This is a genomic window from Pseudomonas synxantha BG33R (assembly GCF_000263715.2).
Classification (GTDB): domain Bacteria; phylum Pseudomonadota; class Gammaproteobacteria; order Pseudomonadales; family Pseudomonadaceae; genus Aquipseudomonas; species Aquipseudomonas synxantha_A.
Map to the genome: position 1 here is coordinate 6016161 of NZ_CM001514.1, position 26292 is coordinate 6042452.

Annotated in this window: 23 protein-coding genes and 1 other RNA gene; 11 read left to right on the forward strand and 13 right to left on the reverse strand. The window is 61.1% G+C overall.

The window, feature by feature from the left end:
- Positions 1–88: 88 nt before the first annotated feature.
- The 6 genes from PSEBG33_RS01240 to PSEBG33_RS01215 form a co-directional block, all read right to left on the reverse strand.
- A complete protein-coding gene (locus PSEBG33_RS01240) occupies positions 89–1705 on the reverse strand; it encodes an ABC transporter permease (RefSeq protein WP_005792383.1) in 1617 nt (538 codons plus the stop codon).
- A gap of 162 nt (positions 1706–1867) precedes the next feature.
- Positions 1868–2872: an extracellular solute-binding protein gene (locus PSEBG33_RS01235; protein WP_005792384.1), complete on the reverse strand. Its 1005-nt coding sequence runs from the start codon at positions 2870–2872 to the stop codon at positions 1868–1870.
- Between the two features lie 160 nt (positions 2873–3032).
- On the reverse strand, positions 3033–4250 hold the full coding sequence (locus PSEBG33_RS01230) for a 2-octaprenyl-3-methyl-6-methoxy-1,4-benzoquinol hydroxylase (protein WP_194440717.1): 1218 nt from the start codon (positions 4248–4250) through the stop codon (positions 3033–3035).
- A gap of 61 nt (positions 4251–4311) precedes the next feature.
- Positions 4312–5499 carry a 2-octaprenyl-6-methoxyphenyl hydroxylase gene (gene ubiH / locus PSEBG33_RS01225; RefSeq protein WP_005792386.1) on the reverse strand — a complete coding sequence of 396 codons (1188 nt, stop codon included), beginning with the start codon at positions 5497–5499 and terminating at the stop codon, positions 4312–4314.
- Positions 5496–6818 (reverse strand): Xaa-Pro aminopeptidase, encoded by a 1323-nt coding sequence (pepP, locus tag PSEBG33_RS01220; protein WP_005792387.1) that lies wholly within the window; start codon positions 6816–6818, stop codon positions 5496–5498. Before pepP ends, ubiH begins: the two co-directional genes overlap by 4 nt.
- A 20-nt stretch (positions 6819–6838) precedes the next feature.
- Positions 6839–7396 carry a YecA family protein gene (locus tag PSEBG33_RS01215; RefSeq protein WP_005792388.1) on the reverse strand — a complete coding sequence of 186 codons (558 nt, stop codon included), beginning with the start codon at positions 7394–7396 and terminating at the stop codon, positions 6839–6841.
- A 138-nt stretch (positions 7397–7534) separates the two neighbouring features.
- Between PSEBG33_RS01215 and PSEBG33_RS01210 the strand changes: the two genes are divergently transcribed.
- The 4 genes from PSEBG33_RS01210 (at position 7535) to PSEBG33_RS01200 (ending at position 8955) form a co-directional block, all read left to right on the forward strand.
- Positions 7535–7744 (forward strand): TIGR02449 family protein, encoded by a 210-nt coding sequence (locus PSEBG33_RS01210; RefSeq protein ID WP_003177365.1) that lies wholly within the window; start codon positions 7535–7537, stop codon positions 7742–7744.
- Entirely contained in the window at positions 7741–8058 is a 318-nt protein-coding gene (locus PSEBG33_RS01205; RefSeq protein ID WP_005792389.1) for a cell division protein ZapA, read from the forward strand. The genes PSEBG33_RS01210 and PSEBG33_RS01205 overlap by 4 nt, the downstream gene beginning before the upstream one ends.
- 30 nt (positions 8059–8088) lie before the next feature.
- A non-coding RNA gene (gene ssrS / locus PSEBG33_RS29185) (6S RNA) lies at positions 8089–8267 on the forward strand.
- 58 nt (positions 8268–8325) lie between these two features.
- Positions 8326–8955, forward strand: a complete 630-nt coding sequence (locus PSEBG33_RS01200) for a 5-formyltetrahydrofolate cyclo-ligase (RefSeq protein ID WP_005792391.1) — start codon at positions 8326–8328, stop codon at positions 8953–8955.
- A gap of 7 nt (positions 8956–8962) precedes the next feature.
- On the opposite strand, the gene PSEBG33_RS29640 is transcribed toward PSEBG33_RS01200, so the two are convergent.
- Positions 8963–9109: a hypothetical protein gene (locus PSEBG33_RS29640; RefSeq protein ID WP_005792392.1), complete on the reverse strand. Its 147-nt coding sequence runs from the start codon at positions 9107–9109 to the stop codon at positions 8963–8965.
- Between the two features lie 194 nt (positions 9110–9303).
- On the opposite strand from PSEBG33_RS29640, the gene PSEBG33_RS01195 reads away from it, so the two are divergent.
- The 4 genes from PSEBG33_RS01195 (at position 9304) to PSEBG33_RS01180 (ending at position 14619) form a co-directional block, all read left to right on the forward strand.
- The gene (locus PSEBG33_RS01195) at positions 9304–9753 is read left to right on the forward strand and encodes an EVE domain-containing protein (protein ID WP_005792394.1); all 450 of its coding nucleotides are present in this window, start codon (positions 9304–9306) and stop codon (positions 9751–9753) included.
- 68 nt (positions 9754–9821) lie between these two features.
- A complete protein-coding gene (locus PSEBG33_RS01190; RefSeq protein ID WP_005792395.1) occupies positions 9822–10787 on the forward strand; it encodes an HlyD family secretion protein in 966 nt (321 codons plus the stop codon).
- A complete protein-coding gene (gene rbbA / locus PSEBG33_RS01185) occupies positions 10784–13501 on the forward strand; it encodes a ribosome-associated ATPase/putative transporter RbbA (protein ID WP_005792396.1) in 2718 nt (905 codons plus the stop codon). Before PSEBG33_RS01190 ends, rbbA begins: the two co-directional genes overlap by 4 nt.
- On the forward strand, positions 13501–14619 hold the full coding sequence (locus PSEBG33_RS01180) for an ABC transporter permease (RefSeq protein ID WP_005792397.1): 1119 nt from the start codon (positions 13501–13503) through the stop codon (positions 14617–14619). The genes rbbA and PSEBG33_RS01180 overlap by 1 nt, the downstream gene beginning before the upstream one ends.
- Before the next feature lie 41 nt (positions 14620–14660).
- On the opposite strand, the gene PSEBG33_RS01175 is transcribed toward PSEBG33_RS01180, so the two are convergent.
- On the reverse strand, positions 14661–15068 hold the full coding sequence (locus PSEBG33_RS01175; RefSeq protein ID WP_005792398.1) for a flagellar basal body-associated protein FliL: 408 nt from the start codon (positions 15066–15068) through the stop codon (positions 14661–14663).
- A 150-nt stretch (positions 15069–15218) separates the two neighbouring features.
- Between PSEBG33_RS01175 and PSEBG33_RS01170 the strand changes: the two genes are divergently transcribed.
- The gene (locus tag PSEBG33_RS01170) at positions 15219–16196 is read left to right on the forward strand and encodes an NADPH:quinone oxidoreductase family protein (RefSeq protein WP_005792399.1); all 978 of its coding nucleotides are present in this window, start codon (positions 15219–15221) and stop codon (positions 16194–16196) included.
- 231 nt (positions 16197–16427) lie between these two features.
- A complete protein-coding gene (gene glpT, locus PSEBG33_RS01165) occupies positions 16428–17765 on the forward strand; it encodes a glycerol-3-phosphate transporter (protein WP_005792400.1) in 1338 nt (445 codons plus the stop codon).
- Here glpT and PSEBG33_RS01160 read toward each other — a convergent pair.
- Positions 17762–18415 (reverse strand): gamma-glutamylcyclotransferase, encoded by a 654-nt coding sequence (locus PSEBG33_RS01160; RefSeq protein ID WP_005792401.1) that lies wholly within the window; start codon positions 18413–18415, stop codon positions 17762–17764. The genes glpT and PSEBG33_RS01160 overlap by 4 nt on opposite strands.
- A gap of 27 nt (positions 18416–18442) precedes the next feature.
- Positions 18443–20830 (reverse strand): TonB-dependent receptor plug domain-containing protein, encoded by a 2388-nt coding sequence (locus tag PSEBG33_RS01155; RefSeq protein ID WP_005792402.1) that lies wholly within the window; start codon positions 20828–20830, stop codon positions 18443–18445.
- Positions 20831–21155: 325 nt separating this feature from the next.
- On the opposite strand from PSEBG33_RS01155, the gene PSEBG33_RS01150 reads away from it, so the two are divergent.
- Complete coding sequence (locus PSEBG33_RS01150; RefSeq protein WP_005792403.1) at positions 21156–21638, forward strand: hypothetical protein; 483 nt, start codon at positions 21156–21158, stop codon at positions 21636–21638.
- A gap of 60 nt (positions 21639–21698) precedes the next feature.
- On the opposite strand, the gene PSEBG33_RS01145 is transcribed toward PSEBG33_RS01150, so the two are convergent.
- Genes PSEBG33_RS01145 through PSEBG33_RS01135 form a run of 3 tightly spaced genes read right to left on the reverse strand, consistent with a single transcriptional unit; the run spans position 21699 to position 26175 of the window.
- Complete coding sequence (locus PSEBG33_RS01145; RefSeq protein ID WP_005792404.1) at positions 21699–22667, reverse strand: CDP-6-deoxy-delta-3,4-glucoseen reductase; 969 nt, start codon at positions 22665–22667, stop codon at positions 21699–21701.
- Complete coding sequence (gene ubiD, locus PSEBG33_RS01140) at positions 22667–24133, reverse strand: 4-hydroxy-3-polyprenylbenzoate decarboxylase (protein ID WP_003195329.1); 1467 nt, start codon at positions 24131–24133, stop codon at positions 22667–22669. Before ubiD ends, PSEBG33_RS01145 begins: the two co-directional genes overlap by 1 nt.
- Positions 24134–24192: 59 nt before the next feature.
- On the reverse strand, positions 24193–26175 hold the full coding sequence (locus tag PSEBG33_RS01135) for an acyltransferase family protein (protein WP_005792405.1): 1983 nt from the start codon (positions 26173–26175) through the stop codon (positions 24193–24195).
- Between the last annotated feature and the right edge of the window lie 117 nt (positions 26176–26292).

A 26292-nucleotide genomic window follows, 5' to 3' on the forward strand; every position in this document is an offset into this window, starting at 1 on the left:
AGGCCCACAGCCACATACAGCAGGTCGATCCGAAAGACGGAGCGCACCGAATGCCGCGCATTGTAGCCTCAAGCCGTAGGACTGGCACCTAACCGATTTGCCGAGCAGAGCGACGGATCAGCCCGATGACCGGCAACAACCCGACCAGCACCAGGGTCAACGCCGGCAAAGAAGCCCGCGCCCATTCACCTTCACTGGTCATCTCGAAGATCCGTACCGCCAGCGTGTCCCAGCCAAACGGGCGCATCAGCAATGTCGCGGGCATTTCCTTGAGTACATCCACGAACACCAGCAGCGCCGCGCTCAAGGTGCCGGGCAACAACAACGGCAGATACACTTTGCAAAACAGTCGTGGACCGCTCACCCCAAGGCTGCGTGCAGCTTCGGGCAATGACGGGCGAATGCGCGCCAGGCTGTTTTCCAAAGGCCCGTAGGCCACTGCCAGGAACCGTACCAGGTAAGCCAGCACCAATGCCGACAGGCTGCCCAACAGCACGGGCCTGCCCGCGCCGCCCAGCCAGCCGGACAGTGGCACCACCAGCTCGCGGTCCAGGTAACTGAACGCCAACATGATCGACACCGCCAGCACCGAGCCCGGCAAGGCATAACCGACATTGGCCAGGCTGATGCCGGAGCGAATCGCCCGGGTCGGCGCCAGGCGGTTGGCAAAGGCCAGGATCATCGCCACGCTGACCGTAATCAGCGCGGCAATACCGCCCAGGTAGAGGGTGTGGACGATCAGGCCCGTATAGCGCTCATCCAGGTCGAAGCGCCCGCGCTGCCAGAACCAGGCCACCAGTTGCAGCATCGGGATCACAAACGCACAGGCAAATACCAGGCCGCACCAGGCGCTGGCCGCCACGGCCTTGAATCCGTGCAGGTGGTACAACGCCTTGCCGCGTGGCCGCTCATTGCTCGGTCGGCTGGCTCCACGCGCGCGCCGTTCGCCATACAGCACCAACATCACAACCAGCAGCAACAGGCTGGCCAGTTGCGCGGCGCTGGAAAGGCTGAAAAAGCCATACCAGGTTTTGTAGATAGCCGTGGTGAAGGTGTCGAAATTGAACACCGAGACGGCGCCGAAATCTGCCAGGGTCTCCATCAACGCCAGGGCCACACCGGCACCAATCGCTGGTCGCGCCATCGGCAACGCCACGCGCCAGAATGCTTGCCATGGCGATTGTCCCAATACCCGCGCCGCTTCCATCAAGCCTTTGCCCTGGGCCAGAAACGCCGTGCGCGCCAGCAGGTAGACGTAAGGATAGAACACCAGCACCAACACGATGATCACGCCGCTGGTGGAGCGCACTCGCGGCAAACGCAGCCCATTGCCGAACCATTCGCGCAGCAGAGTCTGCACGGGCCCTGCAAAATCCAGCAGACCGACGAACACGAAGGCCAGCACATAAGCCGGGATCGCAAAGGGCAGCATCAGCGCCCAATCGAGCCAACGTCGCCCGGGGAATTCGCAGAGGCTGGTCAGCCAGGCCAGGCTGACGCCCAACAGTGTCACGCCAAGACCGACGCCGAGCACCAGGGTCAAGGTGTTGCCCAGCAATCGAGGCATCTGGGTATCCCAGAGATGGGACCAGATCTGATGGTCGATGCTCTGCCAGGACAGCAGCAGCACGCTCAGCGGCAGCAGCACCAGGGCGGCGACGGTGAAGACCGGCAGGTACCAGCGGCGTTGGGCGGGGTGGGCCAAGGAAAAGCTCTCTATAGAACAGACTATTTGAAGACAAACTCAAAACAATGTGGGAGGGGGCTTGCTCCCGATAGCGGAGTGCCAGTCAATGATGATTAGACTGATACCCCGCTATCGGGGGCAAGCCCCCTCCCACATTTAGATCTGTGGCAATTTACACATTCAGTTCCAGCCAGCGCGATCCATCAGCCGGATTGCCTCAGCCTGGCGCTTGCCCGCCACTTCTACCGGTAAGGTATCGGCCACGAACTTGCCCCAGCTCGCCACTTCCGCCGATGGCGGTACCGCCGGGTTGGCCGGGAACTCCTGGTTCACGTCGGCAAAGATTTTCTGCGCCTCAGGCGTGGTCATCCACTCCACCAGCGCCTTGGCTGCTTGCGGGTGCGGCGCGTGCTTGGTCAGGCCTATGCCCGACAGGTTCACATGCACGCCACGGTCGCCCTGGTTCGGCCAGAACAGTTTCACCGCCAGATCCGGCTTCTGCTTGTGCAGGCGGCCGTAGTAGTAGGTGTTGACGATACCCACGTCGCACTGTCCGGCATTGATGGCTTCCAGCACGGCGATGTCATCGGAGAACACGTCGGTGGACAGGTTGTTGACCCAGCCCTTGACGATCTCTTCGGTCTTGGCCGCGCCATGGGTTTCGATCAACGTGGCGGTCAGTGACTGGTTGTAGACTTTTTTCGCGGTACGCAGGCACAGGCGGCCTTCCCATTGCTTGTCGGCCAGGGCTTCGTAGGTGGTCAGTTCGCCCGGTTCCACCCGCTCGGTGGAATAGGCGATAGTGCGCGCACGCAGGCTCAAGCCGGTCCAGGCGTGGGCCGATGAGCGATATTGCAGCGGGATATTCTTGTCGATCACAGCGGAAGTGAACGGTTGCAGGATGCCCATTTGCTCGGCCTGCCAGAGGTTGCCGGCGTCGACGGTGAGCAGCAGATCGGCGGTGGCGTTCTCGCCCTCGGCCTTGATGCGCTGCATCAGCGGCGCTTCCTTGTCGGTGATGAACTTGACCTGCACCCCGGTCTTCTGGGTATAGGCATCGAATACCGGCTTGATCAGCTCGTCAATGCGCGAGGAGTAGACCACGACTTCGTCGGCTGCCTGCACAGTGGTGCTGCCGATCAGGGTGAGTGCCAGGGCAGTCAGGAGGCGCTTGGGTGCCAACATGGGTGCGGTCTCTCATTTGCAAATTGAGGGCAAATGATAAGGACTCACATTTGGTAACGCTCGGCGGAGGCGTTACCAGATGTTGCACAGCCCGAATATGCGCGAGGGTTGAGGGCCTCATCGGGGGCAAGCCCCCTCCCACAGGGGACTGTATTTCAATTCAGGGTTTAGCGAGTTCTGGTAGATCGCCAGTCAAACCTAGCGCCTGGCGCACAAACACTGCCTTGGCTTCAGGCATCTGGTCGACGATTTTCAGGCCGGCATTACGCAGCCAGCGCAGCGGCAGTTGATCGGCCTGGAACAAGCGCTCGAAGCCTTCCATCGCCGCCATCAGCGCCAGGTTGTGGGGCATGCGCCGCCGCTCGTAACGGCTCAGCACCTTCACATCCGCCAGGCGCTCGCCGCGCTCGGTGGCCGCCAACAACACCTCGGCCAGTACCGCCGCATCAAGAAAGCCCAGGTTTACGCCCTGCCCCGCCAACGGGTGAATCACGTGGGCAGCATCACCGATCAGTGCCAGGCCCTCGGCCACGTAGCGTTTGGCATGGCGCTGGCGTAACGGCACGCAAACGCGCGGGTCGGCACTGACCACAGTGCCCAGGCGCCCTTCGAAGGCGCACTCCAGCTCCCGGCAGAAGCGTTCATCATCCAGGGCCATCAGGCGCTCGGATTCAGCCGGCGTGGTCGACCAGACAATCGAACACCAATCTTCCTGCCCATCCCGTACCAGCGGCAGGAACGCCAGCGGGCCGGTATCGGTAAAGCGTTGCCAGGCCGTGCGCTGGTGCGGCTGGCTGCTGCGCACGCTGGTCACGATCGCGTTATGCAGGTAATCCCACTCGCGGGTCGGGGTGCCGGTCAGGCGGCGTACTGCGGAGTTGGCGCCATCGGCGGCCACCACCAGCGGCGCACGCAATTTGCGCCCATCAGCCAGGGTCAGCAGCCAGTCATCGCCGGAGCGGCGCATCTGCTCAAGGCGCGCATTGGCCAGCAGGCCGAGGTCGCAGTCGTGCAAGCGCTCCAGCAAGGCATCCTGCACCACACGGTTTTCGACGATATGCCCGAGCACCTCGGCATGCACGCTGGCTGCCGAAAAGTGAATCTGCCCGGTACCGCTGCCGTCCCACACCTGCATCTCGCCGTAAGGGCTGGCGCGACGCGCGACGATACCGTCCCACACGCCCAGGCGTTCGAGGATGCGCTGGCTGGCCGCCGACAACGCGCTCACCCGCGGCTCAAACGCCGCCTGCGGTTCAAACGGTTTGACGCTTAGCGGGCTGCCGTCGAGCAGCAGCACCTGCAAGCCGCTGCCCTGCAATGCCAGCGCCAGGGCGCTTCCGACCATTCCGGCCCCGACAATCAGCACATCTGCGCGCATGTCCATGCTTTAAGCCTTGTCTCGTGTGCGGCACAGGCCGCCAATAAAGTGATGGGCCGGCTCAAACATCAGAGCGCACCCCCAGCCCCATTGCCTGGCGGGCGAACCAGCGTTTGGCCGGCGGCAACAGGTCCAGGCCGAGCAGGCCCAGGTTACGGCCCAGCGCCATTAGCGGCTGGCCGCTGCCAAACAAGCGTGTGACCTGATCGGAGAAGCCTACGGTCAGTTGTTGGTCCAGGCGCTGGCGATCCCGATAGCCTTGCAACGTCGCCAGGTCACCTGGCACTGCCGGGCCGGCCAACAAGGCTTCGGCCAAGGCATTGGCATCGCGCAGGGACAGGTTGAACCCCTGCCCGGCAATCGGGTGCAGGCTGTGGGCGGCATTGCCGAGGACCGCAAGATTCGAGCGCACTTGCTCTTCGGCTTCCACCAGGGTCAGCGGGTACAGATGACGGGCGCCCACTTGCTTGAGGGTGCCCAGGCGATAACCGAATACGCCCTGCAACTCGCTCAGGAAGCTGCGCTCGTCAAGATCGGCCAGGCGCTGGGCGTCCATGCCGATGCGGGTCCAGACCAGCGCACAGCGGTTGTCCGGCAGCGGCAACAAGGCCATCGGCCCCTCATCGGTAAAGCGCTCGAACGCTTCGCCATTGTGGGCTTCGCTCGGGGTGATATTGGCGATCAGTGCGCTCTGGTTGTAGGGCCGGGTCTTCACGCCAATGCCCAGTTGCTCACGCAGGCCGGAGCGGCCGCCGTCGGCCAACACCGCGAGGTCGCATTCCAGCACGGTTTCATCGTTGAGGGTCAGGCGATAGCCATCAGGCAGCGGCTCCATGCGCGTGACTTCCGCGGGGCAGCGCCAGCTGACGACGTCTTTATCCAGGCCTTGCCACAGGCATTGGCCCAGCCAGGCGTTTTCCACCACATAGCCCAGGGCCGGTACGCCCTCTTCCATGGCGGACAAGCGCGCGGTAGAGAAACGCCCGCGGTCCGATACGTGGATCTGCTTGATCGGCTCGGCGCGGCGGGCAATGTCCTGCCACAGGCCCAGACGCTGATAAATCTGCCGGGCACCAAAGGACAGCGCCGAAGAACGCGCATCGTAACTGGGCTGGTAGCTGTCGCCCGGGGCAAAGGGTTCGATCAGCACGATCTTCCAGCCACGTGCCTTGGCCCCGGCCTGCAACGCCAGGGCCAGGCTGGCACCCACCAGGCCACCACCAATAATCGCCAGGTTGACCCGGCTCATCGGGCAGCCGCCATCAGTGCTTCGATCTCGGCAACGGTCTTGGGCACCGCGCCGGTCAGGATTTCACAGCCTTGCTTGGTCACTATCACGTCATCCTCGATGCGTACGCCAATGCCACGCCATTTCTTTGCCACATTCTGGTTGTCCGGTGAAATATAGATCCCCGGCTCCACGGTCAAGGCCATGCCGACTTCCAGCACACGCCATTCACCGCCGACCTTGTACTCGCCCACATCATGCACATCCATGCCCAGCCAGTGGCCGGCGCGGTGCATGTAGAAGGCGCGGTAGGCTTCGCTGGCGATCAGTTCGTCAACGTCACCTTGCAGCAACCCCAACTTCACCAACCCGGCGGTGATGACCTGCACGGTAGCTTCATGGGCCTGGTTCCAATGCTTGTTCGGTGCGATCTGCGCAAAGGCGGCTTCCTGGGAGGCCAGCACAATTTCGTAGATCGCCTTTTGTTCGGGCGAAAACTTGCCGTTGACCGGCCAGGTGCGGGTGATGTCGCTGGCGTAGCAGTCGATCTCACAACCGGCGTCGATCAGCACCAAGTCGCCATCCTTGAGCAACGCGTCATTCTGCTGGTAATGCAGGATGCAGCTGTTGCGCCCGGCGGCGACGATGGAACCGTAGGCTGGCATTTTCGCACCGCCCTTACGGAACTCGTAATCCAGCTCGGCCTCCAGGCTGAACTCATGCAAACCCGCACGGCTGGCCTGCATCGCCCGCACATGGGCCGCGCAGGAAATGCGCGCCGCTTCGCGCATCACCCTCACCTCTGCCGCCGATTTATACAGGCGCATGTCGTGGAGCAGATGATCCAGGGCAACGAATTCGTTCGGCGGCTGGGCGCCCAAGTGCGCTTTGGAACGGATCACGTTGATCCACTCCATCACATGCCGGTCGAATTCGGCGTTGCTGCCCATGGCCGAATATACCCGGTCGCGGCCTTCGATCAGGCCGGGCAGGATGTCGTCGATATCAGTGATAGGGAATGCGTCGTCGGCGCCAAAGTCGCGGATCGCGCCTTCAGTGCCGGCGCGCAGGCCGTCCCACAGCTCGCGCTCAGCGTTGCGCTCACGGCAGAACAACACGTATTCGCCATGCTGGCGACCGGGCATCAGCACGATCACCGCTTCGGGCTCGGGGAAACCGCTGAGGTACTGGAAGTCGCTGTCCTGGCGGTAGACATGCTCGACATCGCGGTTGCGGATCGCCACGGCGGCGGCCGGCAGGATCGCGATGCTGTTGGGTTCCATCTGCGCCATGAGCGCCTTGCGGCGACGGGTGTATTCCGCTTTGGGGATATGGATCATGGGCAGATGGGGTTCCTTTCTTAATGCAGCGAAGGCTTGGGTGCAGCAGGTTCAGCAGACTTTTTGGTCTCGGTGAACAGCAGCAACGGCGCGACGCGCAGGTATTCCATCACTTCCATATAGTCGCCTTCGCCGTCTTCGGACTCTTCCAGGGCATCTTGCACCTGGGAGATGGCCGCCAGGTCCTGCAGCACTTCCTTGGCGTCGTTGCTAAGCTCCAGGCCACCGGCGTTCACGCCGAAACCGTGGAGGAAACCCTGGCACCATTGACCCAGCGCGGCAGCGCGCTCAGTGAGCGGGGCGTCGTCGGTCGGCAGCAGCAGAACCACGGTGACGTCGTCACCGGTCAGCTCGCCCTTGACCATCTCTTGCAGGCCGATCAGCGCGTTACGCACGTTTTCGGTCGGTTCGGTTTCGAGCAGCTCGGCCACGTCGGCCAACCAGTTGTCGGCATCAAAGCCCACACCAGTGCAACTGCGGCCCAACAGCACGCCGTGCAGTTCGGCAGGCGAGCATGGGTGACCGCTGGTGCTCAGCAGTTTGGAAAAAGCGTCGTACGGGGAATTCTGAATGGGCATGGTGAGCTAGGCGCCAGACGGCGCAATGTCTAGAATGGAGCGCTGTATCCTAGCACCGGCAGACGCACCAAGACTATCGAGGGCGTCAGATCGTTTATCCTGCAGTTGCCATTCATCAGACAAATCCAGTGGAACCCAATGGAAGACACCGACCTGCAAGCGCTGATGGCCAGACTCGAACTGCTAATTGATCGGGTCGAGCAACTAAAGAGTCAAAACGGACTCCTATTAGCTCAGGAAAAGACCTGGCGCGAGGAACGCGCTCACCTCATTGAAAAAAACGAAATCGCCCGGCGTAAGGTCGAATCGATGATTTCGCGCCTGAAGGCCCTGGAGCAAGACTCATGAGTTCAAGCAATAGCGTTACCGTGCAGATCCTCGACAAAGAATATTCGATCATCTGCCCCCAGGAAGAACGCAGCAATCTGGTGAGCGCTGCCCGTTACCTGGACGGCAAGATGCGCGAAATCCGCAGCAGCGGCAAAGTGATCGGCGCCGACCGCATCGCCGTGATGGCCGCGCTGAATATCACCCACGATCTGCTGCACAAGCAGGAACGCCCTGACGTGCAGGCCAGCGGCTCGACCCGCGAGCAAGTGCGTGACCTGCTCGAGCGCGTGGATCTGGTGCTTTCCACCGATTCCGACGCACCCAAGGGCTGATTGCCGAGTCTGTTTAAGGTATACTCGCCCCACTCCCTGGCGTGTTTGCCAGTCGGCGATGTCCCTGAGCCGATTCGCACTACCCTGGAAGTTGCACGTTGGGCTGGTGTGCATGTCCGCTAGACGGAAAGCCTTAAAGCCTACTGCTTCTTCCACCTTGAACTTTCGGGTTCAAGGGCTAAGTCGACAGCGGCTCTGTCGGGGAGCCTGAATTCCCAAACTCAATGCCAGTCCCAGGACTGGCATTGTTTTATGAGCCGATAAGCCATGACCGAACCTGCGCCGCTGTCCCGTCCGCAACTTCGACGCATGTTGCGCAAGGCCCGCCGTGCCCTCACGCCGAGCGAGCAGCGCCAGGCCGCCCTTGGCCTGTACCGGCAACTGGCACAGCACCCGCTGTTTCGCCGGTCCAAACATATTTCCTTATACCTGCCGACGGACGGTGAAATCGATCCGCGCCTGCTGCTGCGCGCGGCGCAGCGCCGTGGCAAGGCCACCTATCTGCCGGTACTGAGTGCCTGGCCGCGCACCAAGATGGTGTTCCAGCGCGTGCGGCCTGGGGATAAGTTGTCGCCCAACCGCTTTGGCATTCTTGAGCCGCGGGTCAATGTCCACCAGCAGCGCAAGGTCTGGGCGCTCGACCTGGTGCTGTTGCCGTTGGTGGGGTTCGATCGCGAAGGCGGGCGCCTGGGCATGGGTGGCGGATTCTACGACCGCAGCCTGGCTTACCTGGCCAGGCGCAAAAGCTGGCGCAAGCCGACCTTGCTGGGGTTGGCCCATGAATGTCAGCAGGTAGAACGCTTGGCGCAGGCAAGTTGGGACGTGCCGCTGGCGGGCACTGTCACCGATAAGCACTGGTATGTTGCAGAAACGTCGCTGGAACCAGCGACGCCTTGAAGCCGTATTAACGCTTGAATTGTTGCTGCACTGGCGAGAGTTCAACCGGTGCGTCGGCCTTGTTCGACCACAAGCTCTGGGCATACCCGGTGGTCACAACGCCCAGACCAAACAAAATAACCAAAATCCATAGTAAATCCGGTTTACGTTGCATCGATTGCCCCCCTTCAGGCACCTCGTACACGATGACAACAACGTTCCAAAGTAGTCCGTTGCAGCTGCGCCAAGCCTAAAAGCGCGCATTCTGCGGTAACGTGAACCAACACGCAAACCTTGACGCCAACCGACTGTCGGTTTGTCATGCAATTGCCCGACAACTTGCCCAATGCCTTTTTCAGGAGCCCAAAAATGGCCTACTGGCTGATGAAATCCGAGCCTGACGAATTGTCCATCAAGGATCTGGAAAAGCTCGGCGAAGCCCGCTGGGATGGGGTGCGCAACTATCAGGCGCGCAACTTTCTGCGCGCCATGGCGGTGGGCGATGAGTTTTTCTTCTATCACTCCAGCTGTCCGGAGCCTGGCATTGCCGGCATCGGCAAAATCGTCGAGGCCGCCTACCCGGATCCTACAGCGCTGGAACCGGACAGCCACTACTTCGACGCCAAGGCCAGTGCGGAGAAAAATCCGTGGAGTGCCATCACCGTGGGCCACGCCAACACCTTCCCCAAGGTGCTGGGCCTGGGCTATCTAAAGCAGCAAACCGCTCTTGCCGAAATGCCGCTGGTGCAGAAAGGCAGCCGGCTTTCGGTCATGGCGGTCACGCCTGAACAATGGGCGGCCATCCTTCAGCTGCTTTAACTGACCGATATCAAGACCCTCACGGGCCAAACCCATCACACTGGACGCTAACGCCGCAGGATGCAGCCATGTCTACGAACCACCATACGTCCCGTCTGTTCGCCATCGCCCTGATCGTCCTCCTGCTGGGGGCGGGGGCCTTTGGCTACTGGCGTTCGACCCAGGATCGCCTGCCCGAGGGCTTGAGCATGGGCAACGGGCGCCTGGAGTCCACCGAAGTACAAATCGCCGCCAAGATCCCCGGGCGCCTGGCCGAAGTGCACGTGGATGAAGGCGACAAAGTGCTCAAGGGCCAGTTGCTGGCACGCATGGACACCCGCACCCTGCAAGCCCAGCGTGCCCAGGCCGAAGCAGAGGTGTTACGTGCCAGGGAAAACTTCGCCTCTGCTGAAGCCAACGTGCAGTTGCGCCAAAGCGAGCAACTGCTGGCCAGCCAGGAACTCAAGCGCACCCAAGAGCTGTACCGGCGCGGCTTTGCCAGCAGCCAATTGATCGACCAGCAGCAAGCGCGCCAAAACACCGGCAACGCGGCAGTGATCGCCGCCCAAGCCCAGGTCAACGCGGTGAAGGCCGCCATCGGCGCAGCCCAGGCCCAGGTGGCCCAACTCACCAGCGAAATCGACGACAGCAGCCTGCGTGCGCCCATCGACGGCATCATCCAATTGCGCTTGGCCGAGCCGGGCGAAGTGCTCGGCGCGGGTGGGCGCGTGTTGCTGCTGATTGACCCCAATGACCAGTACATGAATCTCTACCTGCCCGCCTCCGTCACCGGCCGCCTGACCGTCGGCAGTGAAGCACGCATCCTGCTCGACGCCCTGCCCCAGCAAGCGCTACCGGCCAAAATCAGTTTTGTCGCGGCCAAATCGCAGTTCACTCCCAAGGAAGTCGAAACCCGCGATGAGCGACAGAAACTGGTGTTCCGCGTCAAATTGCGCCTGACTCAGCCCAGCGCCGTGCCACAAGCCAAACCGGGCATGCCCGGCGCGGGCTATGTACGCACGGCCGATGTCGACTGGCCGGCCCACCTGCAATGAGCGGCCTGGCGCTGCACGCCACGGGGATCAACCACCGCTACGGCAAGCAACAGGCACTGCTCGACATTGCCTTCAGCTTGCCAGCCGGTACCCGCTGCGGGTTGATAGGTCCGGACGGCGCCGGCAAGTCGAGCCTGCTGGGTCTGATCGCCGGGGTTAAAAAGCTGCAAAAGGGCCAGTTGCAGGTGCTCGGCGGTTCCATCCAGGACCGTCGCCACCGCAATAGCTTGTACCCGCGCATTGCCTTTATGCCCCAGGGCCTGGGCGGCAATCTGTACCCCGAGCTGTCCATCAGCGAGAACATCCGTTTCTTCGCCACCTTGTTCGGCCTGTCGAAAGCCGATTGCGACCAGCGCATGCACAACCTGCTGCTCGCCACCGACCTCGCACGCTTTGCCGAGCGCCCGGCAGGCAAGCTCTCTGGCGGGATGAAACAGAAGCTCGGCTTGTGCTGCGCACTGATCCATGATCCGGACCTGTTGATCCTCGACGAGCCCACCACCGGCGTCGACCCGCTGTCACGCCGGCGTTTCTGGGAGCTGGTAGACAGCGTACGCAGTGAGCGCCCGCAACTGACACTGCTGGTGGCCACCGCCTACATGGAAGAGGCCGAGCAATTCGAGCATTGCCTGATGCTCGACCGTGGCAGGTTGATCGCCGATGGACTGAGCCGCGAACTGGCGGCGATAACGCCCAGCGGCAAACTGGATGAGGCCTTCACGCACTTCCAGGGCGACAGTGCCCACGACAGCCAGCCGCTGGTAATTCCACCGCGCACAGGCGGCAACGCCGATATCGCTATCCAAGCCCACGACCTGACCCTGCGCTTTGGCGATTTCACCGCGGTGAACAACGTCAGCTTTGCCATTGGCTGCGGCGAGATCTTCGGCTTCCTCGGTTCCAACGGCTGCGGCAAGACCACCACCATGAAAGTCCTGACCGGGCTGATGCCGGCCACCGAGGGCAGTGCAATCCTGCTGGGCAAACCGGTAGACGCCAAGGACCTGGCGACCCGCAAGCGCGTGGGCTTCATGTCGCAGAGCTTCTCGCTGTATGGCGAGCTGAGCGTGCGCCAGAACCTGGTGCTGCATGCGCAACTGTTCGACTTGCCCAAGGCCGACAGCGGTCCGCGCATTGATGAACTGATCCAACGTTTCGACCTGGGTGAAGTGGCCGAACAGCCCTCCGGCGAGTTACCCCTTGGCCTGCGCCAGCGTTTGTCCTTGGCGGTTGCGGTGCTGCATCGCCCGGAAGTGCTGATCCTCGATGAGCCCACCTCGGGCGTCGACCCGGCGGCGCGGGATGATTTCTGGCGGTTGCTGATCGAGTTGTCGCGGCAACAAGGCGTGACCATCTTCCTGTCCACCCACTTTATGAACGAAGCCCAGCGCTGCGACCGCATCTCCTTGATGCATGCCGGCAAGGTGCTGGCCTGCGACACGCCCGAGGCGCTGCAACAGCAGTTCCACGGCGATACCCTGGAGGCGGCTTTCGTCACCTGCCTGGAGCAGGCCCAGGGCGAACCCGAACCCAGCGCGCCCCGTGCAACGGTCAACGATGCCCACGCGCCGCCCGCGAGCACACACGGCTTCAGCCTGGCGCGGTGGTTAGCCGTGGCCAGCCGCGAAGGCAAGGAGCTGCTGCGCGACAAGGTACGCATGGCCTTCGCCCTGCTCGGGGCGATGTTCATGATGGTGATCTTCGGCTACGGCATTTCCCTGGACGTGGAAAACCTCGCCTTCGCCGTCTACGACCAGGACCAGACCCCGCAAAGCCGCGCCTATCTAGAGGCATTTCGCAGTTCGCGCTATTTCGCCGAGCAAGCACCCATTCGCGACGCCAACGAATTGCACCGGCGCCTGCAACGTTCGGAAATCAAGCTGGCCCTGGAGATCCCACCCGGCTTTGGCCGTGACCTCTACGCCGGCCGCCAGCCCACCGTCGCGGCCTGGCTCGACGGCGGCATGCCGTTTCGCGCTGAAACCAGCCGCAACTACGTGGAGGCCGTGCACCAGGGCAACCTTGCGCAACTGGCTGAACTCAGTAGCTTACCCTTGAACAACCGGGCCGCCGTCAAGCTTGAAACACGCTTTCGCTACAACCAGGACGTGGTCAGCGTGAATGCCATTGGCCCTGGCGTGATGGCGCTGATCCTGGCGTTCATTCCGGCCATGCTCACCGCCCTCGGCATTGTGCGCGAGAAGGAGCTGGGGTCGATCACCAACTTCTATGCCACACCACTGACACGCCTGGAGTTTTTGTTGGGCAAACAGGCGCCCTACCTGGTCATCAGCCTGGTCAACCTGGCACTGTTGGTGGCGATGAACCGCTGGTTGTTCGGTGTACCGTTCAAAGGCAGCGGCCTGACCCTGGCTTTCGGTGGCCTGTTGTACGTGCTGGCGACCACGAGCATGGGCCTGCTGATCTCGGCGTTCACCCGCACCCAGATCGCGGCGATCCTCGGCACCATGATCATCACCAGCCTGCCGACCATCCAGTTTTCCGGGCTGATCGTGCCGCGTTCGTCCCTGGAAGGTGCGGCAGCGCTGATGGGCATGCTGTTTCCGGCCGGGCACTTTCTGGATATCGCGGTGGGCACCTTCACCAAGGCCCTGGACCTGCGCCAGTTGTGGCCACAATGCCTGGCCTTGTTCGGATTTTTCGTCGGTTTTACCGGGCTGAGCCTGGTGATGCTCAAGAAGCAGGAGGCCTGATGCACAAGCTCGCCCATATCCTGCGCCTGGGGCTCAAGGAACTCACCAGCCTGCGCCACGACAGCGTGTTGCTGCTGTTTCTGGCCTACGCCTTCACCGTGGCGATCTACATGCCCGCTGCCGGTTCGGTGATTGGCGTGCACAACGCCAGCGTGGCCTTTGTCGATGAAGATCACAGCGCGCTCTCGCGGCAAATGGCCGAGGCCCTGCAACCACCGGAATTCCAGGCGCCGGCGCCACTGGCCTACGACCAGCTGGACAGGGTCATGGACAGCGGCCAATACACTTTCGTCGTCAATGTACCGGCGAATTTCCAGGCCGACCTGTTGGCGGGGCGCCAGCCGGGAGTGCAGGTGAACATCGATGCCACGGCGATGAGCCAGGCATTCATGGGCGCGGGTTACATCGGGCGGATTTTCCAACGCGAACTGCTGACCTACAGCGGCCAGGCCGACGCTGCCGGCAAAGCTCCGGCCCTGCTGACTACTCGGGCGTTGTTCAATACCAACCTGGAAGGTGGCTGGTTCCTGGCGGTGATCCAGATCGTCAACAACATCACCATCCTCGCCATCGTGCTGACCGGTACGGCCCTGCTGCGTGAACGCGAGCACGGCACCCTCGACCATCTGCTGGTGCTGCCCCTGACCGCGCTGGAGATCATGCTGGCAAAAATCTGGAGCAACATGCTGGTGGTGGTGTTGTGTACGTGGCTGTCCCTGGAACTGGTGGTCAAAGGCTTGCTCGGCGTGCCATTGGCCGGGTCGTTGAGCCTGTTCCTGTTGGTGACGGCCCTGTATTTATTTGCGAGTACTGCGTTGGGGATCTTCCTCGCCACTCTCGCCCGCTCGACGCCGCAGTTCGGCCTGCTGGCGATCCCGGTGATCATTCCCATGCTGTTGCTCTCTGGCGGCAGTACACCGCTGGATAGCATGCCCGAATGGTTGCAGTGGGTGATGCAGGGCTCGCCATCGACGCATTTTGTGAGCTTGAGTGCCGCGATTCTATTCAGGGATGCGGGGTTGAGCGTGGTGTGGCCAGACTTGCTGGCCCTGACGGGAATTGGCTTGGTATTTTTTGCGGTGGCGTTGGCGCGGTTTCGCAAGAGCCTGGCTTCCTGAGGCGCCTGGCAGGACCTCGCGAATGGCGCTAAGCGCCGGCTTCACTGGATGATCAGATTGTTGAAGAGCAAATCTTCCACCATCGGCTTGCCGGTCTCGTCATTCATCACTTGCTGGGTTTGTTTCAGGGCTTCCTGACGCAGCTTTTCCTTGCCTTCGACCGTACTCATGGCCTCGCTGGTCTGCTGGGTAAACAGCGCCACCAGCTGGTTGCGGATCAACGGATCGTTGGCTTTGACCGCCGCGGCTGCTTCGGTGCCGGTCACGCGCAGGGCGATATCGGCCTTGTAAACCTTGAGCTTGGCCGTGCCATCCAGGCCGTAGTTGCCCACAAACGGCGGGGTCAGGCTGATATAGCTGACTTTCGGTGCCTCGCCTTCCTTGGCCTCTTCGGCCTGGACGGCCATCGGCAACGTCAGGGCCAGCATCAACAGGATCCACGCTTTCACAGTTCATTCCTCGAATTCGTTTGCCCGGTAGCATAACGCTAGCAAGGCTGAGCACAAGCTTATGGGGGCTTATCAGGCGCGGGTATGCTCGTTGACCCACGGGCGCACCCTCCTACACTTATCGGCCACGATGCCAAAAGGAATAGTCCGATGAAAGCTGTGCTGTGCAAAGCCTTCGGCCCCGCCGAAACCCTGGTGCTGGAAGAGATCGCCAGCCCTGCGATCAAGAAGAACGAAATCCTGCTGGACGTGCACGCGGCCGGGGTGAACTTCCCGGATACCCTGATCATCGAGGGCAAGTACCAGTTCAAGCCGCCCTTTCCATTCTCACCCGGTGGCGAAGCGGCAGGCGTGGTCAGCGAGGTGGGTGAGAAAGTCAGCCACTTGAAGGTCGGTGACCGCGTAATGGCGTTGACCGGCTGGGGCAGCTTTGCCGAGCAGGTCGCGGTGCCTGGCTATAACGTGCTGCCGATTCCGCCGAGCATGGACTTCAACATCGCCGCCGCCTTCAGCATGACCTACGGCACCTCGATGCACGCGCTTAAACAGCGCGCCAACCTACAACCCGGTGAGACCCTGCTGGTGCTAGGCGCCTCCGGCGGTGTGGGCCTGGCCGCGGTGGAAATCGGCAAGGCCATGGGCGCACGTGTGATCGCCGCCGCCAGCAGCGCCGACAAACTCGCGGTGGCCAAGGCGGCCGGGGCTGATGAGTTGATCAACTACAGCGAAACCAGCCTCAAGGACGAGATCAAGCGCCTGACCGATGGCAACGGCGCTGACGTGATTTACGACCCGGTGGGTGGCGACCTGTTTGACCAGGCCGTGCGCGCCATCGCCTGGAACGGCCGCCTGCTGGTAGTGGGGTTTGCCAGCGGGCGCATTCCCGAATTGCCGGTGAACCTGGCGTTGCTCAAGGGCGCGGCGGTAGTCGGGGTGTTCTGGGGCTCGTTTGCCCAGCGCCAGCCGCAGGATAACGCGGCGAATTTTCAGCAGTTGTTCACGTGGTATGCCGAGGGCAAGTTGAAGCCGTTGGTGTCGCAGGTGTATCCGCTGGAGCAGGCTGCCCAGGCGATTAATGATCTGGGGCAGCGCAAGGCAGTGGGTAAGGTCGTCGTACAACCCCGCTGACCGAAGTGAAATGCGATCCTTGTGGGAGCTGGCTTGCCTGCTCCCACAGTTGATCTCTGCGGGCTCTGAGGAATTCGTTACGACCACAACTTATCTATTTACGACATGTTCGTAAAAGAACATGCAATTGCTCTCGTTTCCTGTGTTTGCAGATAAGAGGCGATGCTATTTTCGGTAACGAAACTGTAACATTCGCATCCGCAGTCAAAACAAGAAATTTGGAGCTCTTGAATGTTTGCTTTCTTTCGACCTGCCGCACACCAGGCGCCCCTGCCTGAAGAAAAAATAGACAGTACCTACCGACGCCTGCGCTGGCAGATCTTCGCTGGTATTTTCTTCGGTTACGCCGGCTACTACCTGCTGCGCAAAAACTTCTCCCTGGCCATGCCCTACTTGATCGACGAGGGTTACACCCGTGGTGAACTGGGCCTGGCGATGTCGGCGATTGCGATTGCCTACGGTTTGTCCAAGTTCCTCATGGGGCTGGTGTCCGACCGTTCCAATCCACGTTACTTCCTGCCGTTCGGCCTGCTGGTTTCAGCGGGGGTGATGTTCATTTTCGGTTTCGCACCTTGGGCAACCTCCAGCGTGACCATGATGTTCATTCTGCTGTTCATCAACGGCTGGGCCCAGGGCATGGGGTGGCCGCCGAGTGGGCGGACCATGGTGCACTGGTGGTCGCAGAAAGAGCGCGGCGGCGTGGTGTCGGTGTGGAATGTGGCGCACAACGTCGGCGGTGGTCTGATCGGCCCGCTGTTCCTGCTGGGCATGGCGTGGTTCAACGACTGGCATGCTGCCTTCTACGTGCCGGCCACCGTGGCCCTGGCGGTCGCGGCGTTCGCCTTCATCACCATGCGCGACACCCCGCAATCGGTGGGCTTGCCGCCTATCGAGAAGTACAAGAACGATTACCCGGAAGGCTACGACGCCAGCCACGAAGACGAATTCAGCGCCAAGGAAATCTTCGTCAAGTACGTGCTGCGCAACAAGATGCTCTGGTACATCGCCTTCGCCAACGTATTTGTCTATCTGCTGCGCTACGGCGTCCTGGACTGGGCGCCGACCTATTTGAAAGAAGCCAAACACTTCACGGTCGACAAGTCGTCCTGGGCGTATTTCTTCTACGAGTGGGCAGGCATCCCGGGCACGCTGCTGTGCGGCTGGATGTCGGACAAGATCTTCCGTGGCAATCGCGGCCTGACCGGCATCGTGTTCATGGCTCTGGTGACGGTGGCAACACTGGTTTACTGGCTCAACCCGCCGGGCAACCCGATGGTCGACATGATTGCGCTGTTCTCAATCGGCTTCCTGATCTACGGCCCGGTCATGCTGATCGGCCTGCAGGCGCTGGAGCTGGCACCGAAAAAAGCCGCCGGCACTGCCGCGGGTTTCACCGGCTTGTTCGGTTACCTGGGAGGTTCGGTAGCAGCCAGTGCGGCCATGGGTTATACGGTTGACCATTTCGGCTGGGACGGTGGGTTCGTACTGCTGATTGGTGCCTGTGTACTGGCGATCGCGTTCCTGATCCCCACGCTGTGGCACACCAACAGCGTCAGCTCGGCGCGTTAATCGGCAGAGCAATCTTTGGCACAACGCTTGAGCCGCGCCTCCAGGTTTTTATCTGGCATGGCGTGGCTACGCAGGGCGTTCACGGTCTGCTCGGCATAATCGCGAGTCGTGCCGTAACGCCCGCAAGCGCTTTGCAGCACATGATTAAGCACAATGTCGGGCAAGTTGCCGGCATAGCTAGGCAAGTGCCGCTCCAGAACAAACCCCAACGCCTGCACGGTGCTGCCATCTTCCAATCGGCAACTGAGCCAGTGCGGCCGGTACGAGGGGTAAGGCATCTCACGTTGCCATAAAGCGTAAAGCGAGGCCTCCAACTGGTCTTCCGGCAAGCGGTAGGCAAACCCGCTGCAGGAACCACCGCGATCCAACCCAAACACCAACCCCGGCAGCTCCGGCGTACCGCGATGCTCGTGTGACCACAAATACAGGCCACGGTGATAACCGTGAACCCGTGCCCGCACCCGCTCGGTCGACGAGCACTCAGGGCGCCAGATCAGCGAACCATACGCAAACAGCCACACCGGCCCCCCCTTGTGCCGAGCCATGGTGGCTTGCATCGAGCTCATCAATTGTTCGTGAGTGAGTTGCGGCCCCAGATCGAGCCGCGGAGGGTAAGCCAATTGCAGAAGATCGGTTTCAATGGCGGTCATGGCGAAAAGCGGTGCGCCTCCTGTGTGTTACCAGTTGTAAGCGACTTTACCGTAATAGAACGCGCCGCTGTAACCGTACGGCGAAAAAGTGCTGTAGGCGAGATTGCCGCCGCTGCTGGCGTAAGCATTAACCTTCTCTGGGTATTTGTCGGTAACGTTGTCGCCACCCAGAGTGAAGGTCCAGTTCTTGAGCTTGTAGTCGGCTGACAGGTCCAGCACCCAGGCGGCCTTGAAGGTCTGGTCGTTGACCTTGTCCGCCTGATAACTGGTGAACTCACCATAGCGCACCAGGTTAGTGTGCAGCGCCCAATTACCGAAGGTGAAGTCGTTGCCCAGGCTCAGCTTGTGCTGGGGCGTGGTATCGCCCAGCAAACCGATACGCTCGCGGCGGTCCACCCGCACCAGGTTGGCCCCCAGGCTGTCGAGAATCGCGGGGTTGGCTTTCACGTCGGTGACTTTGGTGTGGTTGTAGTTGTAGCCCACGGTACTGTTCCAGCGAATGCCGTTATCGAACTGGTAGCGATAATTGGCCACCAGGTCGACCCCATCGGTGCTGGTGTCCGTGGCGTTGGTGAAGTACCGGGCCGTGGTGTAGTTGATATTGCCGACGCCATTGGCTTGCAGGTAAGCCACCGTGGCCGGGTTGAGATTGAGGTTAGACGACAGGCTGATGCGGTCGCGGATGTCGATGCGGTATACATCGAGCGTGACGGTCAGGTCATCGGCCGGCTCCAGCACCAGGCCGAGGCTGTAGTTGCGCGACTTTTCCGCCTTGAGGTCTTCGGCACCGAGCAGGCGCGCCACCTGACTGTTGGCCGGGAAGGTGCCGGCTTCCTGGATGGTGCTGCCGATCAACTGCGATGAGGTGTAGGCAAAATTCTGCTGGGCCAGGGATGGCGCACGGAAACCGTTGGAGATGCTGCCGCGCAAGGCCACCTGGGGGGTGAAGTCGTAGCGGGCCGACAGCGAGCCGCTGACGTTGGAGCCAAAGTCACTGTAATCCTCATGGCGCACGGCGGCCGAGGCGCTGAGTTTTTCGGTGAAGTTGGTTTCCAGGTCCAGGTACTGTGCCCAGTTATGCCGCGTGCTGGTGCCGGCATCGGCATCGCGGAAACCGCCCAGGCCGGAGCTGCCGGTCTGGTAATAGGACGCAGGCTCGCCCGCCTCGATTTCATAGCCCTGATGCAGGTATTCACCGCCGAACGCCACGGAGACCGGATACGGCAGAAAGCCCACATCGAACTCACGGGACAGATCCAGGCTGACTTGCTTCTGATCGTTGCTCAGGGTGCCGTTGTTGAATTTACGCGGCGTTGCCAGGCCCAATGAGGTGTTGATGGTTTCAGTCCCCAGTTCGTACTGGTTCTTGCCGTAGTTGGCCGACAAGTCGTAATGCCAGTTGTAGGCCAGCAGGCCGCGCAGGCCCACCACCAGAGAAGTGTCTTCCAGGTTGCCCTTGATCAGCGGTAGGTAGCCGTTGGGGTTGAGTGCGGCAATGTTATTGGAGGCGTTGCTGGCCCGGTAGAACGCCGCTGTTTCACCGCGGCGCTTGCTGTAGCCACCGAAGGTGTAGAACTCGGCGGCATCGCTGAAGGAATATTCCGAGTTGAACTGGAACTTGCCTTCATTGGTGGCCGGCTCACCTTGGCGGAACACACGCTGGCCGTAGGTGGTAGAGCCGATGCTGCCGGGGCGGTAGTCGTTGCCGGCGCGGTTGGTGTAGTCGTTGTCGGCGCCTTCGGCAGACAGGTTGATAAAGCCATTGTCGCCCAATGCCAGGCCCGTATTACCACTGACATTACGCTGGATACCATCACCCTTTTTGTACTCGCCAAACTTGCTGGACACCGAGCCGCCATGGTCGGCGTTTTTGAGGATCACGTTGATCACCCCGGCGATCGCATCGGAGCCGTAACGTGCAGAAGCACCGTCGCGCAGCACTTCGATATGGTCCACCGCCGACAGCGGAATGGCATTCAAGTCTGCCGGGGCCGAACCGCGCCCAACCGCACCGCCCAGGTTGACGAAGGCGCTGGTATGTCGACGCTTGCCGTTGACCAGCACCAACACCTGGTCCGGCGACAAGCCGCGCAACTGCGCCGGACGCACCAGTTCGGCGCCGTCCACCAGGCTTGGCCGGGGGAAGTTGATCGACGGTATCAGCCGCGCCAATACGGCACCCAGCTCATCGGAGCCGGTACTGCGCAGGTTTTCACCGGAGATTACGTCGATTGGCGACAGCGATGCACTGGCGGTGCGCTCTTGGGCGCGGGTTCCGGTGACGATCACAGTGTCGAGTTTAGGTGCATCAACCGCAGAAGTTTCGTCTGCCAGAACTGGATTGAATCCCACAACGGTCAGCAAATTGGCCGACAAAATCGCCGTGTATAGCGCGTGTTTCCTGTAGCTCCCCATACCGCTCCCCTTTGAATCAAAAATAGAACTGCAATGCGCGAAGTTCGTACGATCGATCCGGCTGGCGGGCGGTGGCGGTCAGTATCTGGTTATGGTCGGTGAAGTCGGTAGTCCGTTGCGATATAGCTTAAAGATATTCATCAACCAGAATAAATACCTTAAAAGAATAAGCAAAAGCATAAGCACGCTCGCCCATTCGTCAGGATCCACACGGCTAATCCCGGTACTTTCAGCCCCGGTTCAGCCTGGGCGCGTGCCAAGCCGTCAAACTGCGCGCCTGTAACGACCCACTTAGCCGTTCATCAAATCGACTACCGAGGTCGCCATGAAAAAATTCCGATTGCCTGGCCTGTTATTGCTTGCCCAGGCCACCACTGCACTGGCGAGCGAAACGCCAACGGCGACTGACGACAAAGGCTTCTGGTACGCCCAGACAAGCGTCTACACCCGGCACTTTGCACCCGACCCGCAACACAACAACAAACAGGACCTGATCGGCCTGGAGCGCAATGAGGCGTCGGGCCTGGTGTATGGCGGGGTGACCTTTCGCAACTCGTTTCGCCAACGCTCGTACTATGCCTATGCGGGCAAGCGCTACGACATGGCCGACTACCCGGTGTATGCGAAGTTGACTGGTGGATTGATCCAGGGCTATCGCGGCGAGTATCGCGACAAGATTCCGTTGAATCGATTCGGGGTGGCGCCAGTGATCATTCCGTCTGTGGGTACCCACTACGGACCGGTCGCGGCGGAGCTGGTGTTGCTGGGGTTCAATGCAGCGATGGTGACGACTGGCTTACGCTTCTGACACGACACTGTCCCCTGTGGGAGCTGGCTTGCCTGCTCCCACATTATTCAGCGCAACACTTCAGGGCCGTGGGGCGTAGGCAAACACGTCAGCGCGCATCCGGTGAGCATCCATACCGGCGTCGACCAATGCATCCAGGGTGCCATAAATCATCGCCGGTGAGCCGCTGGCGTAGACATGTACCGTGTTGAGATCGGCAATGTCCTCGCACACCACCTCGTGCAGCAAACCGCAGCGCCCTTCCCAGCCACAGAGGTCGCTGACCACTTTGTGCAGGAACAGATTGGGCAGTTGCAGCCACTGATCCCAGTGCTCGATCTGGTAGAAATCTTCCGGGCGCCGTACGCCCCAGTACAGGTGCACCGGGTGCTTGAAGCCCGAAGCGCGACAGTGCTCGATCAGACTGTGCATCTGCGCCATACCGGTACCGGCGGCCATCAGCACCAGTGGCCCGTCCGGCAACTCGGCCAGGTGGGTGTCACCGAACGGCAGTTCCACACGGGCCATCTGGTTGCGCTGCAATTGTTCGATAAGGTTGCGCGCACTGTCCTCGCGCACCAGCACATGCAGCTCCAACTCACGCCCGGCATGGGGTGCAGAAGCCAGGGAAAACGCCGACTTCTCGCCGTTCTCCCGTTCGAGCATCAAGTATTGCCCGGCGTGGTAACGCACCGCTTTACCGGCCGGGGCGCGCAGGCGCACACGCCAGACATCGCCGCCGACTTCCACGCACTCGATCAATTGGCATGACAATTTGCGCAACGGCAACTCTCCTGGCGCGAGTACGCCATCCCACAACACAATGCAGTCTTCCAGCGGCTCGGCGATGCAGGTATAGAACTCGCCATGGTCGCGCACTTCACCGGCCTGGCTTACCCGGCCCTCCACCAGCAACGCCGCACACACATGGCACACGCCATTGCGGCAGGCCTGGGGGCATTCGTACCCCAGGCGGCGTGCACCTTCGAGGATTCGTTCGCCAGGGACCAGCTCCAGTACAGCGCCGGAAGGTTGCAGGGTTACACGCATCAATCTATTCCCAATTCTTTCCAGATCGCATCGACACGCGCGGTGACGGCTTCATCCTTGACGATCACCCGGCCCCACTCGCGAGTGGTTTCACCCGGCCATTTGTGGGTGGCATCCAAGCCCATTTTCGAACCCAGGCCCGATACCGGCGAGGCAAAGTCGAGGTAGTCGATCGGCGTGTTATCGATCATCACCGTATCGCGCTTGGGGTCCATGCGCGTGGTAATGGCCCAGATCACGTCGTTCCAGTCCCGCGCATTGATGTCGTCGTCGGTCACGATAACGAACTTGGTGTACATGAACTGTCGCAAAAACGACCACACACCCAACATGACGCGCTTGGCATGGCCCGGATACGACTTCTTCATGGTCACGATGGCCATGCGGTACGAACAGCCCTCGGGCGGCAGGTAGAAGTCGGTGATTTCCGGAAATTGCTTCTGCAGGATCGGTACGAACACTTCGTTGAGCGCCACACCGAGAATGGCCGGCTCATCGGGTGGACGACCCGTGTAGGTACTGTGGTAGATCGGTTTGACCCGATGGGTGATGCGCTCGACGGTGAACACCGGGAAGCTGTCGACTTCGTTGTAATAGCCGGTGTGGTCGCCGTAAGGGCCTTCATCGGCCATCTCACCCGGGTGAATCACGCCCTCAAGGATAATTTCGGCGGTAGCCGGCACCTGCAAGTCGTTACCGCGGCACTTGACCAATTCGGTGCGATTACCGCGCAACAGGCCGGCGAAGGCGTATTCGGACAAGCTATCGGGCACAGGTGTCACGGCGCCGAGAATGGTCGCCGGGTCGGCCCCCAGGGCCACGGACACCGGGAACGGCTTGCCCGGGTGTTTTTCACACCACTCTCTGAAGTCGAGTGCCCCGCCACGGTGGCTCAGCCAGCGCATGATCACCTTGTTGCGGCCAATGACTTGCTGACGGTAGATGCCGAGGTTCTGGCGATCCTTGTTCGGGCCTTTGGTGACCGTCAGGCCCCACGTGATCAGCGGGCCGACATCGCCCGGCCAGCAGGTCTGCACCGGCAGCATGGCCAGGTCGACATCATCGCCTTCGATGACCACTTCCTGGCACACCGCGTCCTTGACCACCTTGGGGGCCATGGCAATGATCTTGCGGAAGATCGGCAGCTTCGACCAGGCGTCCTTCAAGCCCTTGGGCGGCTCGGGCTCCTTGAGAAACGCCAGCAACTTGCCGATCTCACGCAGCTCGCTGACCGACTCGGCACCCATGCCGAAGGCTACGCGCTCGGGCGTACCGAACAGGTTGCCCAGCACCGGAATATCAAAGCCGGTCGGGTTTTCGAACAGCAGCGCCGGGCCCTTGTTGCGCAAGGTGCGGTCGCAAATCTCAGTCATTTCCAGTACCGGAGAAATCGGCATCTGGATACGTTTCAACTCTCCGCGCTGCTCAAGTTGCTGCACGAAATCCCGAAGATCCTTGAATTTCATTAAACATGCCACCCGTAAAATAGGCGTACATCCTACCTGCTCTGAGGGCGGCTGGCAGCTTAATTGGCCGTCACGCCGCGTGATTGCAACGAACTGAACAATGGCTCAAGGAAGGCTTCAATGTGTCGCGCCCCCACGTCTGACAGATGGTTATCGTCGGTATACAGCGCGCGACCATTGAGTTCGACCCGGCACAAACCATCGACGCCGCACAGCAGGGGCGCAGGGTCCAGCACCGCGACACCACTGTCGGCAGCCGCCAGTTCGTCAAACAATTGCGTGATGAACGCCTGGCGCTTCACATGCTCGGCCACGGCCAGCCCTTCACCACTCACGGGCCGGTTCATCATCGCCAATCGGCTGAGACGGTAAGGCACGATGATTTCCTGCAGCGGCACTTCCTTGACCAGCCAGACCTTATGGCCGGCAGCACGCAAACCCTGGATGCGTTCGCGCAAGCCTTGGGCGAAGCGTTGCTCGGCGACGGCACGCACGTACTGGCCAGTGCCGGGGTCCTTGAGCGCATGTTCCTTGTCACCCGACATTTGCCCGTACACATACAGGCTCCAGCGGGCGGCCAACACCACATCGCTGAATGCCTGCTCGGCCATGGCCTTTTCGACGCGATGGTTGAAATGTGCGCACCGGGCAATATTCTCCAAGCCATCGAGCGGTATACAGCCGGCAAAACTGGCCTCAACCAGGCTGATATCGTGGCGATCAGCACCCTCTTTGAGCGCGGGTATCAGCGCCGTAGCGTGACTATCACCCCATACCAGCGCTGAAACCGATTGGCCTTTCGGGCCGAAATGGCAGAACAGGCGCTCATCGGGCGTATCTTTGTCGGCCATGCACGCCAGCAGGTCCGGGCTCCACTTCTTGGCTTGGGCAAAGCGCAACGCCTGCTCGGACAAGCGCGAAGGCACGCCGTCAGCTTCGCGTATCGCAAGGCCAGTGAAACCCAGGCCCAAGATGCCGACGACCGCTGCCGCCAGGATCGCCTTGCGCGGAGCCAGCAAGCGCTTTTCCCGGAACGGCGTTTCCACAAAACGCCAGGACAGATAGCCCAGCACCAACGAAAGCAGCATCAGCCCGGCAAGCTCCAGGGGGCTCAAGCCATCCACCGCGGCATAGTTGGCATACACGAACACCGGCCAGTGCCAGAGGTACCAGGAATAGGAAATCAGCCCAATCCCTACCATCAGCCGGGTGCTCAACAGGCGCCCAACCCAGGTGTGTTGCTGCCCGTTGGCCCAGATCAGACCGACCACACCCAACACGGGCAACAGCGCGGTGGCCCCCGGAAAGGGCGTTTTCGCGTCGTAACCCAATACGGCAATCAGGATCAGCGCCATTGAGGCCAGACTGACACCTTGCGCCAAGGCCGGTGAGGCCCGCCATTCACGCATGGGCAGCACCGCCAGCATGGCACCGGCCAGCAACTCCCAGGCTCGCAGATGCAAGAGGAAGAAGGCTTTCTGCGGTTCATGCTGAACCGCCCAGACGCTCATGCCAAAAGACCCGAGCAACACCGCAAACAGCGCCAAGCGCCAGTGCTTCAAGCGGCTCGAGAGTAATGTCAGCAGCAGCGGGAAGAAAATGTAGAACTGCTCTTCTACCGCCAGCGACCAGGTATGCAACAAGGGTTTGATGTCTGAAGAGACATCGAAATAGCCATGCTGACGCGAGAACAGCAGGTTGGAGGTAAACGTCACCTGATAGTGCGCCGAACGCCCCAACTCCTCATAGTCCTTGGGCGCCAACAGAAACCAACCCACTGCCAGTGTCGCGGCGATCATCACAAACAGCGCAGGCAAGATGCGCCGGGCACGGCGAGCCCAGAAGTCGATGAAACTGAAGCGTCCAGCTTGACGCTCACGCCAGATGATTGACGTAATCAGGAAGCCCGAGATGACGAAGAAGACGTCAACGCCAACAAAACCGCCAGTAATGCCAGGGACACCAAAGTGGAACAACACGACTGCAAGGACAGCGATGGCACGCAGGCCATCGATGTCTCTGCGGTAAGCAAGGGTGGTCATAAGAATGTGGTCAGTCTGCGACGAAAGGGATGAGCGAAGTCACGCGTCAATTTTTGTTACTTAACGGATACTTATGCCACAAAAATCGCAGAATCTCGACGCAAAAAAAATGGCGCC

Coding starts and splice junctions, on each gene's coding strand:
- PSEBG33_RS01235 (WP_005792384.1), bottom strand. CDS start 2,872: ATGTTGGCACCCAAGCGCCTCCTGACTGCCCTGGCACTCACCCTGATC.
- PSEBG33_RS01230 (WP_194440717.1), bottom strand. CDS start 4,250: ATGCGCGCAGATGTGCTGATTGTCGGGGCCGGAATGGTCGGAAGCGCC.
- ubiH (WP_005792386.1), bottom strand. CDS start 5,499: ATGAGCCGGGTCAACCTGGCGATTATTGGTGGTGGCCTGGTGGGTGCC.
- pepP (WP_005792387.1), bottom strand. CDS start 6,818: ATGATCCATATCCCCAAAGCGGAATACACCCGTCGCCGCAAGGCGCTC.
- PSEBG33_RS01215 (WP_005792388.1), bottom strand. CDS start 7,396: ATGCCCATTCAGAATTCCCCGTACGACGCTTTTTCCAAACTGCTGAGC.
- PSEBG33_RS01210 (WP_003177365.1), top strand. CDS start 7,535: ATGGAAGACACCGACCTGCAAGCGCTGATGGCCAGACTCGAACTGCTA.
- PSEBG33_RS01205 (WP_005792389.1), top strand. CDS start 7,741: ATGAGTTCAAGCAATAGCGTTACCGTGCAGATCCTCGACAAAGAATAT.
- PSEBG33_RS01200 (WP_005792391.1), top strand. CDS start 8,326: ATGACCGAACCTGCGCCGCTGTCCCGTCCGCAACTTCGACGCATGTTG.
- PSEBG33_RS29640 (WP_005792392.1), bottom strand. CDS start 9,109: ATGCAACGTAAACCGGATTTACTATGGATTTTGGTTATTTTGTTTGGT.
- PSEBG33_RS01195 (WP_005792394.1), top strand. CDS start 9,304: ATGGCCTACTGGCTGATGAAATCCGAGCCTGACGAATTGTCCATCAAG.
- PSEBG33_RS01190 (WP_005792395.1), top strand. CDS start 9,822: ATGTCTACGAACCACCATACGTCCCGTCTGTTCGCCATCGCCCTGATC.
- rbbA (WP_005792396.1), top strand. CDS start 10,784: ATGAGCGGCCTGGCGCTGCACGCCACGGGGATCAACCACCGCTACGGC.
- PSEBG33_RS01180 (WP_005792397.1), top strand. CDS start 13,501: ATGCACAAGCTCGCCCATATCCTGCGCCTGGGGCTCAAGGAACTCACC.
- PSEBG33_RS01170 (WP_005792399.1), top strand. CDS start 15,219: ATGAAAGCTGTGCTGTGCAAAGCCTTCGGCCCCGCCGAAACCCTGGTG.
- glpT (WP_005792400.1), top strand. CDS start 16,428: ATGTTTGCTTTCTTTCGACCTGCCGCACACCAGGCGCCCCTGCCTGAA.
- PSEBG33_RS01160 (WP_005792401.1), bottom strand. CDS start 18,415: ATGACCGCCATTGAAACCGATCTTCTGCAATTGGCTTACCCTCCGCGG.
- PSEBG33_RS01155 (WP_005792402.1), bottom strand. CDS start 20,830: ATGGGGAGCTACAGGAAACACGCGCTATACACGGCGATTTTGTCGGCC.
- PSEBG33_RS01150 (WP_005792403.1), top strand. CDS start 21,156: ATGAAAAAATTCCGATTGCCTGGCCTGTTATTGCTTGCCCAGGCCACC.
- PSEBG33_RS01145 (WP_005792404.1), bottom strand. CDS start 22,667: ATGCGTGTAACCCTGCAACCTTCCGGCGCTGTACTGGAGCTGGTCCCT.
- ubiD (WP_003195329.1), bottom strand. CDS start 24,133: ATGAAATTCAAGGATCTTCGGGATTTCGTGCAGCAACTTGAGCAGCGC.
- PSEBG33_RS01135 (WP_005792405.1), bottom strand. CDS start 26,175: ATGACCACCCTTGCTTACCGCAGAGACATCGATGGCCTGCGTGCCATC.